General features: G+C 70.1%; 12 protein-coding genes and 1 tRNA gene. 3 read left to right on the forward strand and 10 right to left on the reverse strand.

Features of this window, described 5'->3' with window-relative positions; all coding sequences use genetic code 11:
- The first annotated feature begins 9 nt into the window (after window positions 1-9).
- Window positions 10-882: a rhomboid family intramembrane serine protease gene (locus HDA32_RS29320; RefSeq protein ID WP_179646223.1), complete on the forward strand. Its 873-nt coding sequence runs from the start codon at window positions 10-12 to the stop codon at window positions 880-882.
- 331 nt (window positions 883-1,213) lie between these two features.
- Here the strand turns inward: HDA32_RS29320 and HDA32_RS29325 are convergent, their stop codons facing one another.
- The 8 genes from HDA32_RS29325 to HDA32_RS29360 form a co-directional block, all read right to left on the reverse strand.
- On the reverse strand, window positions 1,214-1,468 hold the full coding sequence (locus HDA32_RS29325; protein ID WP_179646224.1) for a cell division protein CrgA: 255 nt from the start codon (window positions 1,466-1,468) through the stop codon (window positions 1,214-1,216).
- 183 nt (window positions 1,469-1,651) lie between these two features.
- A complete protein-coding gene (gene pknB, locus HDA32_RS29330) occupies window positions 1,652-3,457 on the reverse strand; it encodes a Stk1 family PASTA domain-containing Ser/Thr kinase (protein WP_179646225.1) in 1,806 nt (601 codons plus the stop codon).
- A 45-nt stretch (window positions 3,458-3,502) separates the two neighbouring features.
- The gene (locus HDA32_RS29335; RefSeq protein WP_312863379.1) at window positions 3,503-5,023 is read right to left on the reverse strand and encodes a serine/threonine-protein kinase; all 1,521 of its coding nucleotides are present in this window, start codon (window positions 5,021-5,023) and stop codon (window positions 3,503-3,505) included.
- The gene (locus tag HDA32_RS29340; RefSeq protein WP_179646226.1) at window positions 5,020-6,468 is read right to left on the reverse strand and encodes a peptidoglycan D,D-transpeptidase FtsI family protein; all 1,449 of its coding nucleotides are present in this window, start codon (window positions 6,466-6,468) and stop codon (window positions 5,020-5,022) included. Before HDA32_RS29340 ends, HDA32_RS29335 begins: the two co-directional genes overlap by 4 nt.
- A complete protein-coding gene (locus HDA32_RS29345; RefSeq protein ID WP_179646227.1) occupies window positions 6,465-7,904 on the reverse strand; it encodes an FtsW/RodA/SpoVE family cell cycle protein in 1,440 nt (479 codons plus the stop codon). Before HDA32_RS29345 ends, HDA32_RS29340 begins: the two co-directional genes overlap by 4 nt.
- Window positions 7,901-9,277 carry a Stp1/IreP family PP2C-type Ser/Thr phosphatase gene (locus tag HDA32_RS29350; RefSeq protein ID WP_179646228.1) on the reverse strand — a complete coding sequence of 459 codons (1,377 nt, stop codon included), beginning with the start codon at window positions 9,275-9,277 and terminating at the stop codon, window positions 7,901-7,903. The genes HDA32_RS29345 and HDA32_RS29350 overlap by 4 nt, the downstream gene beginning before the upstream one ends.
- Entirely contained in the window at window positions 9,274-9,753 is a 480-nt protein-coding gene (locus HDA32_RS29355; protein WP_179646229.1) for an FHA domain-containing protein FhaB/FipA, read from the reverse strand. The genes HDA32_RS29350 and HDA32_RS29355 overlap by 4 nt, the downstream gene beginning before the upstream one ends.
- A gap of 261 nt (window positions 9,754-10,014) precedes the next feature.
- Window positions 10,015-10,776 carry an FHA domain-containing protein gene (locus HDA32_RS29360; protein WP_312863380.1) on the reverse strand — a complete coding sequence of 254 codons (762 nt, stop codon included), beginning with the start codon at window positions 10,774-10,776 and terminating at the stop codon, window positions 10,015-10,017.
- A 216-nt stretch (window positions 10,777-10,992) separates the two neighbouring features.
- Between HDA32_RS29360 and HDA32_RS29365 the strand changes: the two genes are divergently transcribed.
- A tRNA-Leu gene (locus tag HDA32_RS29365) sits at window positions 10,993-11,075 on the forward strand.
- Between the two features lie 121 nt (window positions 11,076-11,196).
- Here HDA32_RS29365 and HDA32_RS29370 read toward each other — a convergent pair.
- The gene (locus HDA32_RS29370; RefSeq protein WP_312863381.1) at window positions 11,197-11,763 is read right to left on the reverse strand and encodes an SSI family serine proteinase inhibitor; all 567 of its coding nucleotides are present in this window, start codon (window positions 11,761-11,763) and stop codon (window positions 11,197-11,199) included.
- A gap of 58 nt (window positions 11,764-11,821) precedes the next feature.
- On the opposite strand from HDA32_RS29370, the gene HDA32_RS29375 reads away from it, so the two are divergent.
- The gene (locus HDA32_RS29375; protein WP_312863382.1) at window positions 11,822-12,154 is read left to right on the forward strand and encodes a rhodanese-like domain-containing protein; all 333 of its coding nucleotides are present in this window, start codon (window positions 11,822-11,824) and stop codon (window positions 12,152-12,154) included.
- Here HDA32_RS29375 and HDA32_RS29380 read toward each other — a convergent pair.
- Complete coding sequence (locus HDA32_RS29380; protein ID WP_179646231.1) at window positions 12,151-12,825, reverse strand: methylated-DNA--[protein]-cysteine S-methyltransferase; 675 nt, start codon at window positions 12,823-12,825, stop codon at window positions 12,151-12,153. The genes HDA32_RS29375 and HDA32_RS29380 overlap by 4 nt on opposite strands.
- Window positions 12,826-12,870: the final 45 nt, after the last annotated feature.

Here is a 12,870-nt window from a genome sequence, read left to right on the forward strand (position 1 = left end):
CGCACGGTCATGAGCGCCTCCCCGCCTCCCCAGCCCTCCGAGTCGGAGGCCCACGCGGTCCCGACCTGCTTCCGGCATCCCGACCGCGAGACCTATGTCCGTTGCACCCGGTGCGATCGGCCGATCTGCCCCGACTGCATGCGCGAGGCCTCGGTGGGCTTCCACTGCGTCGAATGCGTCGCGGAGGGCAGCCGGGGGGTGCGGGAGGCGCGCACCGCGTTCGGCGGCAGGGTCACCGAGCGCCCGTACGTCACGTGGGTCCTGCTCGGGCTCATGCTGCTGGGGTTCCTGGCCCAGCAGGTGAACCCGTTCCTCACCTCGCAGTTCGGCATGTTCGGGCAGAGCGTCTTCCACGGCGCGTGGTACCGCCTGCTGACGGCCGCGTTCCTGCACGGCGGGCTGATGCACCTGCTGTTCAACGGGTTCGCGATGTACGTGGTCGGCCCGCAGTTGGAGCGCTGGCTCGGCCATGCGCGGTTCCTGGCCCTGTGGGTGCTCAGCGCCGTCGGCGGTTCGGTGCTCAGTTACGTCGTCGACCCGCTGCAGCTCTCGGTCGGCGCGTCGGGCGCCATCTTCGGGCTGTTCGGCGCGATCTTCGTGATCGGCCGCCGACTGCGGCTGGACACCCGCTTCATCATCGGCCTGCTGGCGATCAACCTGCTGATCACCTTCCTGGTCCCCGGCATCTCCTGGACCGCGCACATCGGCGGCCTGGTGACCGGGCTGGCCCTGAGCGCGGCCTACGCCTACCTGCCGCGCGGCGCCGGCCAGTCCGACCGCAGGAGACAGACCCGCACGATCGTGCACGCCAGCGTCACGCTGGGGTACGCGGCGCTGCTGGCCGCGGCGGTCGTCGGCTGGACGTTCGTGCTCATGGGCTGATCCGGACGCGAACGGGGAAGGGCCCGAAAGACCGAACGCGGTCTTTCGGGCCCTCTCTCGTCTTCGGTTCCCGTCGGGCTCTGATCGCTGCGCTCGCGGGGCGAGGCGGGGCTTCCGGGGCCCGGATCCGCTGCGCCGCCGACGCTTGCGCGCACTGCGGCAGCCGACCTTGCGCGGGCCCGACCGTCGGTCATCGGTCAGCGACCGGCCGATCAGACCGAACGGGTACGCCGAGCAGAACTCCCCACAGGCTGTGGATAACCATGTGGACAGCTAGGTGACCGGCTGTGGATAAAGTCTGTGGAACCCCTACTGAGCAGGGAAAATCGGATCAGTGCCAGCGTGTGGACAAAATAACGGCAATGATGATCCCGCCGAACCCGATGGCCAGGTTCCAGTCTTCGAGATCCCGCATGTACGGAACCATCCCACCGGCGAGGTAGTACACCCCGATCCACAAGATGCCCAGAACACCGAACGCCACCATCGCCGGCGCCAGCCAGCGCGGGCTGATCTTCGGCTTCTCCGACGTGGGCGGCGGAGTGTAGACGGCCTTCTTCTTGCGATCGTTGCGGGACTTGGGCACGGTCGCTGCTCCAAAACGAGTGGGCCGGACTTCTCCAGAGTGAGTAACCCAGTCTAGGTCCCACCAGGAGTCGCCTGGACGGTTCAATGGTGTCGTGGCGCACGCCGAGGACGTGACCAGCGAAAAGGGGCGCCATCTGGCGTCAGCCGGGTGACGCCCCCTCTCAGGTTAGCCGCCGTCCCCTCAATCGCGGGCGTGCCGGCTCGCGTCGTTTTCACCGTCACGGCTGAAGGGGAAGCCGGTCGGGAAGTCGCCGGGGCCGGGGGTGTCGCCGTCGCCGTCGTCCTCACCGTCGTCGTCCTCGCTCGGGTCCGGCGACTGCGTCTGCTCCGGAGCCTCGGCCAGGACCACGTTGACCGTGGTGCCGGGTTCGGCCTGCTGTCCCGCGCCCGGGTCCTGGCGGATCACGGTCCCCGGCGGGGTCTCGGCGTTCTCCTCCTCGGTGAAGTCGGGGGTGAAGTCCTGCTCGGTGAGCGCGGCCTCGGCCTGCTCGCGGTTCTGGCCGACCACGTTGGGCACCTCGACCGTGCTGGGCCCTTCGGCGACGATCAGGGTGACCTCGGATCCGGGCTCCACCGAGGAGCCCTCCTCGGGATCGGTCGCCAGCACCGTCCCGGGCTCGACGTCGCCGTTCTCCCGGGTCTCGGTCCCGCCGAAGTTCAGGTTGGCGTCCTGCAGCGTCTGGATCGCCTCGTTCTGGCTCGACCCCGCGACCGCGGGCACCTCCACCTCACCGGGGCCGCTGGAGACCAGGATCGTGATCTCCCGGTCGGTCAGCGCGGTCTCGCCGCCCGGGGGATCGGTGTCGATGACCGTGCCCTCCTCGACGTCGTCGCTGTTCTGCTCCTCGGTGGTGGTGTTGGTGAAGCCGTCCTCCGCCAGCTCGGCCTCGGCCTCCTCCACCGTGCCCCCCGCGACCTCGGGGATCACCGTGCCTTCGGCGCCGTCCCGCAGGAACAGCCATCCGACGAAGACCAGGGAGGCCAGGACGGCGACCGCCAGCACGGCCCACAGTGCCCGCTTGCTGCCGTCGCCGCGCCGGTCGTCGTAGTCGTCGTAATCGTCGTAGTCGTCATCCCGGGACTGGACCGGCGGCAGCGTCGTGGTCGCACCGGCCGGGGGGATGGCCATGGTGCCGGCCTCGGTGGGCATGCCCTGCAGTCCGCGCTGGATGTCGACGCGCATCTCGGCGGCGCTCTGGTAGCGCTGCTCCCGGTCCTTGGCCATCGACCGGAACACGATCGCCTCGATCCACTCGGGGACCTCCGGGTCCAGATCCGAGGGCGGGATCGGGTTCTCCCGGACGTGCTGGTAGGCGATGGAGACGGGGGAGTCGCCGATGAACGGGGGGCGGCCGGTCAGCAGCTCGTAGAGCACGCACCCGGTCGAGTAGATGTCGCTGCGCGCGTCCACGCGCTCGCCGCGGGCCTGCTCCGGCGACAGGTACTGCGCGGTGCCGATGACCTGGGAGGTCTGCGTCATCGTGGCCTGCGAGTCGTTCATCGCCCGCGCGATGCCGAAGTCCATCACCTTGACCTCGGCCTGCCGGGTGAGCATCACGTTGGCCGGCTTGATGTCGCGGTGCACGATGCCGTTGCGGTGGCTGTACTCCAGGGCCCGCAGGATGCCGTCGGTGATCTCCAGCGTGCGCTCGGGCAGCAGCCGGCGGTCGTCGTCGAGCAGCTCCTTGAGCGTCCGCCCGTCGACGTACTCCATGATGATGTAGGGGATCGATATGCCGTCGACGACGTCGTCGCCGGTGTCGTACACGGCGATGATCGACGGGTGGTTCAACGAGGCCGCTGACTGCGCCTCACGCCGGAACCTGGCCTGGAACGTGTGGTCGCGCGCGAGGTCGGAGCGGAGCGTTTTAACGGCCACCAGGCGGTCAAGGCGGAGGTCGCGAGCGCGGAAGACCTCGGCCATGCCACCGCGCCCGACGACTCCGTCGAGCTCGTAGCGGCCACCGAGTAGCCGGGGCTGAGACATGTCGTGAACTGTTCCTCGTATCTCCAAGCGAGCGCGTGTGCGCCGCTAGTGAACGGTGGATTGCGGGCCTCTGGACTGGTCTCCCTCGTCGCCGCCCTCTGGCCGGTCCTCCTGATCGGGCGGCCCGTCGTCCCCGGTCTCCCCCTCACCGTCGCCCGGGGTGTCCTCGCCGCCGCCGGGCTCCTCGCTCTCTTCGCCCGAGTCGACCGGGGGAGTCGAGGCCGACGGATCGGTGGCGGGCTCGGACGGGGTGCCCGACGGTGCCTGCGTCTGCTCTTCACCTGTTGGAGGCCGCGGGTCGGTGTTGCCTTGCTCCACGGGGGGTTGGGGGTCGGTGTCCTCGACCGTCTCCTGTTGTGACGGAGTGGGGCTGTGCGAGACGTCCGGCTCCGTGTTGCCCGCGGGCCGGCCGTTGCTCTCCGGGGCGTCCCACAGTCGGCCGACCAGCACGATCCCCAGCACGAGGACCGCGAGTGCGCCGACCGCGGCGAGCAGGAGCGGCCGGTTGACGCCTCGGCCCGGTGCGGATTCCCCGGCAAGCCTATCCGAGGAGCCGGCAGCGGCGGCGGCCGGCCACGCGGCCGGGGTCTCCCGCCCGGACGGTCGCGTTGCCCGGCGTCCGGTCTGCTGACCGGTGACATCGGCCACCGTCGTCTGGTCCGGATCGGCCAGGTCCATGGCCGTCGTCGCGCCGTCCACCGCCGCTCCCGCGCCGGTGAGCAGCCCGTGCGCGAGCCGCGCGACCTCGCCGGCCGAGCCGGGGCGGTCCTCGGGCTCCTTCTCCAGCATCCGCTCCACGAGCGCGCGCACCTGCGCGGGCACGCTCGGGGGCAGCGGCGGCGGGGGCTCCCTGGTGTGGGCCAGCGCCAGCGCCAGCGGGGTGTCGGAGGTGAACGGCGGCCGTCCGGCCAGGCACTCGTAGGCCACCACGCCCAGCGAGTAGATGTCGGAGGCGTGCGAGGCGGGCCGGCCCGACGCCTGCTCCGGCGAGATGTACTGGGCCGTCCCCATGACCATGCCGGTCTGGGTCAGCGTCACCGACTCGTTGCCCCTGGCGATTCCGAAGTCGGTCAGCTTGACCGCGCCGTCCCCGGTGACCAGCAGGTTGCCCGGTTTGATGTCGCGGTGCACGATGTCGTGCGCGTGCGCGGCGCCCAGCGCCTGGGCGGCCTGGTTCAGGATGTCGAGCGTGACGCCGGGCTCCAGGCCGTCGTTGCGCTTGAGGATCGACGAGAGCGGCTCGCCCGGCACCAGTTCCATGACGAGGAAGGCGTGGTCGTCCTGCTCGCCGTAGTCGTAGACCTGCGCGATGCCCGGGTGCGCCAGGGCCGCGGTGATGCGCGCCTCGGTGCGGAACCGCTCGCGCGACGTCGGCTCGGCCATCTGGGCGGTGTGCAGCATCTTCACCGCGACGGGGCGGTTGAGCAGGACGTCGGTCGCCCGCCACACCTCACCCATGCCGCCCGCGCCGATCCGCTCCTGGAGTTCGTAGCGGCCGCTGAGTAGTGTCCCGCTCCGGTCACCGGACCCGCCGGGGCCGGGGCCGTCCGCGTCGTACCCGCTCACTCGTTGATCACTGCCTCCATGATCTGTTTGGCCACCGGGGCGGCCAGGGCGCCGCCGCTCTGGTTGCCGTCCTCGACCACGACGGCCACCGCGACCTGGGGGTCGTCGGCGGGGGCGAAGGAGATGAACCAGTTGTGGGTGGTGTTTCTGCCGGTCTCCGCGGTTCCGGTCTTGCCGGCCACCTGCATGCCGGGGATGGCGCCGGTGGTGCCGCTGCCTTCGGCGCCCTCGGTCACGCCGATCATCATCTCGGTGAGCTCGTCGGCCGTGCTGGAGCTGACGGCCTCGCTGTAGACATCGGGGTCGGCGGAGACGATCTCGGAGAGGTCGGGGCCCTGCACCGAGTCGACCAGGTAGGGCTTCATGACGTCGCCGTCGTTGGCGATGCCGGCGGCGACCATGGCCATCTGCAGCGGGGTCGCCTGGACCTGGCCCTGCCCGATGCCGGACGTGGCGAGGGCGTTCTGGTCGATGTCGGTGGGGTACAGGCTCTCGGTGACGTCGACCGGCACCTCCATCGGGCCGGTGTTGAACCCGAACGCCTCGGCCTGCTCGCCCATCTTCTCCGCGCCCAGTTCCTTGGCCCAGTTCGCCATGGAGGTGTTGCAGGAGATCATGATCGAGTGGGCCAGGGTGTCGGGGGCCCCGCCGTTGCAGGTCCCGTTGGGGGTGGCGTTGGGCAGCGTGCTGCCGCCGATGGGCAGCCGGTCGGGGGCCTCCATGGTGGAGTCGGGGCTCGCGCCGTTCTCCAGCGCCGTCGCCGCGGTCACGACCTTGAACGTCGAGCCCGGGGGATAGCGCTCGTTGAACCCCCGGTTCAGCAGCGGCTTGTCCTCCTTGCTCTCCAGCTCGACCCAGTTCTCCGCCGCGCCGATCGAGTTCCCGACGCTGGCGACCTCGTTGGGGTCGTAGGTGGGCACCGAGACGGAGGCCAGGATGGCGCCGGTCTCGGGGTCGAGGGCCACGGCCGCGCCGTTCTTGTCGGGGGCGACCGAGCGCAGCCCCTCCATCGCCGCCTGCTGGGCCTCGGGGTCGAGCGTGAGGTTGACGGTGGCGCCCTGGCTCTGCTCACCGGTGAGCATGTCCAGGAAGTTGCGGACCAGCAGCCGGCTGTCGGAGCCGTCGAGGAAGGAGTTCTCGGTCAGCTCGATGCCGTTGGCGCTGCCGCTGCGGAACACGCCGACGGGGTGGGCGTAGAGGTCGCCGTACTCGTAGACGCGCTGGTAGTTCTCGCTGTCCTCGATCGGCTCGGAGTAGGCGACCTGCTCGTTGCCGGCGACGATGGGGCCGCGGGGCACGGTCAGCCGCTCGGCGAACTGCCGACGGTTGTACTCGTGCTCGCGCAGCGAGTCGGCCTGGATCGCCTGGATCCAGGTGGCGTTGAGCAGCAGCACGCCGAACAGCGCCATGGCGAAGACCGCGAGTCTGCGGATGGGCTTGTTCATCGGGATATCACCTGGGTAGCGCCCTCGTCCTGGATGGCCTGCGGGGCCGGTTTGCGCGCGTTGTTGCTCATGCGGATCAGCAGCGCGAGCATGAACCAGCTCGCCAGGAGCGCCGATCCGCCCTTTGCGACGAAGGGGATGGTGGCGCCGGTCATCGGGATGACGCGGGTGACGCCGCCGATGACGACGAAGGTCTGGAACGCCAGCAGGAAGGAGATGCCCGAGGCGAACATCTTGATGAAGAGCTCCTTGGAGGCCAGCGCGACGCGCATCCCGCGCTGGACCAGCAGCGCCAGGGCGATCAGCATCACCATGATGCCGGTGAGCCCGAGCTCCTCACCGAACGCGGTGAAGATGAAGTCGTTCTGGACCTCGGGGACGTAGCCCGGCTTGCCGCCGCCAAGACCGGTGCCGAGGATACCGCCCTCGGCCAGGGCGAACATGCCCTGCACGAGCTGCTGGCTGTTGCCGGAGGTGTTGCAGAACGAACTGGGGTCGGCCATGGCGGCCGCGTCGCAGTACACATCGGGGGCGAACGCGTCGAGCCAGGTGATCATGCGCACCCGGAAGTGCGGGACGAACGGGTAGAGCGCGGCGCAGGCGCCGAAGAACGCGGTCAGCCCGATGACGATCCACGAGGGGCGCTGGGTGGCGACGTAGATCATCGCCAGGAAGGTGCCGAACAGCAGCAGCGAGGTGCCCAGGTCGTTCATCAGGATGACCAGGACCACGATGCAGAAGCCCCAGGCGACCGCCATCGGCGCGGTGTCGCGCATCCGCGGCAGGTCGATGACCTTGATCGGGCCGACCTTGATCCGCTTGCTGGCCAGCGACAGCACGTCGCGCTTCATCACCATGTACCCGGACAGGAAGATGACCAGGGCGATCTTGGCGAACTCCGAGGGCTGCATGGTGCCGAGCCCCGGGACGGCGATCCACTGCGTGGCGCCGTTGACCGTCCTGCCGAGTCCGGGGACGAGCGGCAGCAGCAGCAGGATGACCGCGCCCAGCGCCATGATGTAGGGGTAGCGCTGCAGCGTCCGCGGCTCCTTGAGGAAGAACACGATGACCGCGAACACCACCATGCTCAGCCCGGTCCAGAGGAGCTGACCCATCGCGCTGCCGTCATCGGTGTTGCCGGTGGCGTCGAGCAGCCGCCAGATCATCGCCAGGCCCAGCCCGTTCAGCACGGTGGCCAGCGGCAGCATCAGGGGGTCCGACCACGGCGCGAAGAACCGGATGAAGACGTGGGCCAGGATCGCCAGGCCGCCGAAGGGCACGGCGTAGGCGAAGAAGCCCGCCGGCATCGTGCCGTTGCGGGTCAGGCCGGCCTCGGCGAACGCGAACAGCGTGATGCCGATCGCGAGCAGCAGCATGACGAGTTCGGCGTTGCGCCGCTTGATCGGTGGGAGAGCTGTGGACAGTGCCTCGCTCATCGCCGTCCTCCTCCCTGCTCGTCGGCCGCGCCCTCGGGGGCGGTCGGAGCCTGGTCGGAGCCCTCCGCGGTGCCGGCGTCCGGAGAGGGCCCGCTGTCGGCCGGGGCGTCCATGCCGCAGGATCCGGGGTCGGCCCGGCACTCCTCGGCCTTGCCGCGCAGCTCCTCGATCCTGCTGTCGGCCTGCTCGCGGCTCTCCAGCGCGATCGTGTCGGTGACCGCGTTGCGCTCGTTCTGCGGCAGGAACTCCATCGGGACGCCGGTGTCCTCCACCTGTTCGGCCAGGCTGTAGCCCGCCACATCGGTGTTGATGCCGCGGTAGACCGCCACGCTGGTCTCGTCCTCGGTCGGACCGATGAAGTACTGGCTGTTGAGGTATTGCTGACCGAAGTAGAACCCGGCCCCGGCCACGACCGCGACGATCACCAGGAACGTGACCACCATGGGCCACCAGCGCTTGGTGGGGCGCTCCGGCTCGGGGCCGTCGGCCGGATCGAAGGCCGGGATGCGGTCCATCTCGGCGGTGTCGCCGCTGCCCCTGGTCAGCCCCTGGGCGCGCCCCGCGGGCGTGTCGGGCGTCATGACGGGCTCGCGCCGCTGGTCGGCCGCTCCCACGACCGCGGGAACCGAGGTCGGCCCCTGCGGGTCGGTGGCGGTGTCGATGACGTCGGCCACGACCGCGGTGATGTTGTCGGGACCGCCGCCCCGGTTGGCGAGGTCGATGAGCCGGCGCGCGGCCGCGTCGACGCCGGGCTCCGAGGCCAGCGTCTCGTGGATGGTCTCCTTGCTGACCACGCCGGACAGCCCGTCGGAGCACAGCAGGTAGCGGTCGCCGACCTTGGCCTCGCGCACCGAGACGTCGGGCTCGACCTGCCCCTGGCCCTGGATCGCCCGCAGCAGCAGGGAGCGCTGCGGGTGGGTGGCGACCTCGTCCTCTGTGATCTTGCCCTCGTCGACGAGGGTCTGCACCAGCGTGTGGTCGTGGGTGATCTGGTTGAACTCGCCGTCGCGCAGCAGGTAGGCGCGGGAGTCGCCGACGTGGACGAGGGCCACGCGCGCGCCGGACCACAGCATGGCGGTCAGCGTCGTGCCCATGTTCTCCAGCCGGGGCTCCTCCCGGACCTTCTGGGCGAGGGCGCTGTTGGCCAGGTCGACGGCCTCTTCGAGGGAGCCCACCATCTCGTTGCCGGGCACGTCGTCGTCGAGCGGCATCAGGGAGGAGACCGCGACCGCGCTGGCGATCTCGCCGCCGGCGTGTCCGCCCATCCCGTCGGCGACCGCGAGCAGGTAGGGGCCGGCGTAGGCGGAGTCTTCGTTGCCTTCGCGGAGGCATCCTACGTCGGAGTACGCCGCGTATCGGAGAGCGATTGTCATTTGCGCAGTTCCAGGACGGTTTTGCCGATGCGGATGGGCTGTCCGACGGTGATCGGCTGCGGGCGGGTCAGCCGCTGCTGACCGAGGTAGGTGCCGTTCGTCGAACCGAGATCTTCCACGACCCAGCGGCCGTTGTCGGAGAAGATGCGCGCGTGCCTGCCGGAGGCGTAGTCGTCATTGATGACCAGCGTCGCGTCCTTGGCGCGGCCGATGACGATCGGGTTCGCTGTGAGGTTGAGGGTGGTGCCGGCCAGGGGGCCCTTGGTGACGACCAGGGCCCGGGGCTCGTTGCGCCGGCCGCGGGGGGCGGCGGGCTTGGAGCGCCGAGGCTCGGATTTCGCGGTTCGCTTCGTCTTGGTCTTGCTTGCGGCGGTGCCGAACAGGTCGGTGCGGATCACTCCGACCGCCATGATCACGAACAGCCACAGCACCGCGAGGAACGCGAGCTTGATCAGCATGAGGGTCAGATCGGACATTGAAGTGCTCTTTAGCCCCTGTCGTGCTCCGGCTGGGTTGGCGGACCTCGGCGCCGCCAGTGCGTCGTGTTCGTGCTGAACCGTGCCAAACCGCGTCGAAAAGCCAAGTAAACCCAATGGACCCGGTTATTGTGCCCGATTGGTCAAGGATTCGGGGAGAGGGTCCTCCTGGCCCGGATTCGTCGCTGGTCGGGTGGGTCGGCACGGTGGCGGCTCGGTCCGCCCCTCCACCGGGGGCGAACCTCGCCGTCGGTGCCGCGGTCAGTCGCGGCGGAACGTCATGGTCGTCCTGCCGAGGCTGACCCGGGTTCCGTCCACCAGGCGCGCCCGTTTGACCTGCTGGCCGTTGACGAACGTGCCGTTGGTGGAGCCGAGGTCGACGAGAACGGCGTCGTCGTCCTCCACGCGGATCTCGGCGTGGTGGCGGGAGACGCCGTTGTCCACCAGCCGCAGATCACAGTCCGTCCCGCGACCCAGGAGCGTCACCTGGGTGTTGAGTTCGTAGGACTGCTGCATCCCCTGAGACGCGGGGGCGCCCTCGATGGTTGCGCCTCCCGGCGACAACAGCAGCCGCGGCCGGCCCTGGACGGCGCCGCCGCCGCGGGGGTGGTCGCTCACCGGCTGGCGGATCTCACCGCTCTCCACCGTCGAGCCGCGGATGACGCCGGAGCGGATGCGGAACCGGCCGGTCTGCAGGTCGTCGGCCGCGTCGAAGCGCACGCGCACCGGTCCGACGAACGAATAGCCCTGCTCCGTGGCGTACTCGCGCGCGAGCTTGGAAAGCTCCTGGCCCAGGCTGTCGGAATAGACCTCCAGGCGTTCCTTGTCAGAGCCGGACAGCTCCACGACGAAGTCGTTGGGGACCAGAGTGCGGCCTTGCGCGACGATCGCTGCGCGTTCGTCCATCTCGCGTTGCACGGCACTGGCGACCTCGACGGGCTGGAGTTCCGACTTGAAGGCCCGCGCGAAGGTGCCTTCGATCATGCCTTCGAGCCTGCGCTCGAAGCGTTGGAGCACTCCCACGAGGTACCTCCCTTACTCCACTCCCGATGTATGACGATCGTAGCCGTGCAAACGTGCCCTCTGCTTCACACTCGCCCCTGCGTCGCTGTTGATGTGTCGGCTCCCAATAGTGCACGACCGGTGTCGCGACCGTGCTAGCCTTGTGTCTGTCGCCAGGCGAACCGGTCGAAACGCCGGTTGCCGGGTCAAGGCGGTACCAATAGGTATATGTCACTCGGGCGGGTGGCGGAACGGTAGACGCGCACGGTTCAGGTCCGTGTGTCCGAAAGGATGTGAGGGTTCAAATCCCTCCTCGCCCACGGTGAACAAGCCCCGCGGAAGCGGGGCTTTTTCTTTTTCCTCGCCATCCTCGCCGATTCCGGGCCCGTCGGCCGCGTGAACGCGCCGGGCGGGGCCGCGAAAGTCGCGCCGGCGCGCCGCTCAGGGCGACAGCACGGCGCCGAGGTTCTCCCAGCGGTTCAGTTCGCAGCCGCCGGCCTTGGAGAGGCCTGCGTCGATCTCGGTGCCGCCGACGTGGCCGGTGACGGTGGCGGTCTCCGGTCCGCCGTAGATGTGGGTGCAGGGCTGATCGCGGGGAACGGGCTCGAACGCCTCGGCCCCGGCTTCCTCCAGGTCCGCGCACGCCGCCTCGGGGTCGGGGTGGTCGCCGCCGACGGGGGAGCAGGTGAGGGTCCAGGTGCCGGTCTCGATGTCGTCGGGGCTCTGCGCGGTGTCGGCGTCGGGGTCGAGGGCGACCTCGATGACGAGCTCGGTTTCGGCGTCGCCGCCCCCGGGGGCGGCGGAGGGCGGTGACGCGCCGCCGTCCGGGCCGGGTGAGCCCGGGGAGGCGGAGTCGGAGGGGGCCGGTGAATCGTCTGCGGGGGCGACCTGGTCGGTGCCGCCGCCGCAGCCCACGACCAGGAACCCCAGGGCCGTGAGTGCGGCGAGGCGGACCGGCGCGGTCGCCGGGATGTGCTTGCGCATACCCTGTTCGACGCGTGCGGTCACCGCGGGGTTCCCGTTTGGTAGTGCCGGTGGCACGGAAAGTGATATGAGAGGTTTCCAGGTGTTTGGTGCGAATGTTCCGGTCGTCGAGGTCGGAACGGTTCCGGACGACGGCTACCTGCTGGACGTCCGCGAGGACGACGAGTGGCGGGCCGGGCACGCGCCGCAGGCCGTGCACATCCCCCTGCACGAGCTCTCCCAGCGGGCCGGTGAGGTCCCCCAGGACCGCCAGGTCTACGTCATCTGCCGGGTGGGCGGCCGCTCGGCCCAGGCCGTGCAGGCGCTCAACGACGCCGGGTGGCAGGCGGCCAACGTCGCCGGCGGAATGAGCGCCTGGGCCCTGGCCGGCCGCGGCATGGCCAGCGAGACCGGGACCGACCCGAAGGTCGTCTAGCCGCTCCGGCTCCTCTTCTTGAACTCTTCGAGGGTGAGCAGGTAACGCTTGGCGTCCGGGCCGCCGGCGTAGGGGCCGGTCTCGTGGGGGTAGCCGTCGGGGATCACCCGATGGCACGGCAGCAGCACGCAGATCGGGTTGGTGGCCAGCGTGTTCACCACCGCACGGACGGCGTTGCCGCGCCCGACCCCCTCGGCCAGCCCCTGGTAGGTCGCCGTCGAGCCGTAGGGGACCCTCAGCAGCGAGCGCAGTACCACGCGGCCGAAGTCACTGGTCAGGCGCAGGTCGAGCGGGACGGAGAAGGACGTCAGCCTGCCCTCGAAGTAGGCGTTGAGCTCACGGCGCACGGGGTCCAGCCGGGCCTCGTGCGTGCCGATCCTGGACGAGACCGCGCGCGCCAGCCGCGGCAGCAGCGTCTCCTCGGGGTCGAACGAGCAGCACACCAGTCCCCGCTGGGTCAGCGCCAGGGACAGGAAGCCCACCGGCGTCTCGGCGGTCCCGGTGACGACGTCGAACCGGGCGTCCTCGGCGGGCGGCTCGGGCCGCCGCGGCGGATCGGCCCACCGCTGCCCCGAGGTCGTCGCCCGGATCAGCGCGTCCAGGTCGTCGTCGTCCGGCTGATCGATGCCGCCGAGCCGGTCGCGTCGCTTCCCGCGCCAGGTTTTCGTCACGTTCGCCCCTCGTGTCGCCTTCATCATGTCGGCCCGACGATGAAT

Source organism: Spinactinospora alkalitolerans (assembly GCF_013408795.1).
In the GTDB taxonomy this organism is placed as follows: domain Bacteria; phylum Actinomycetota; class Actinomycetes; order Streptosporangiales; family Streptosporangiaceae; genus Spinactinospora; species Spinactinospora alkalitolerans.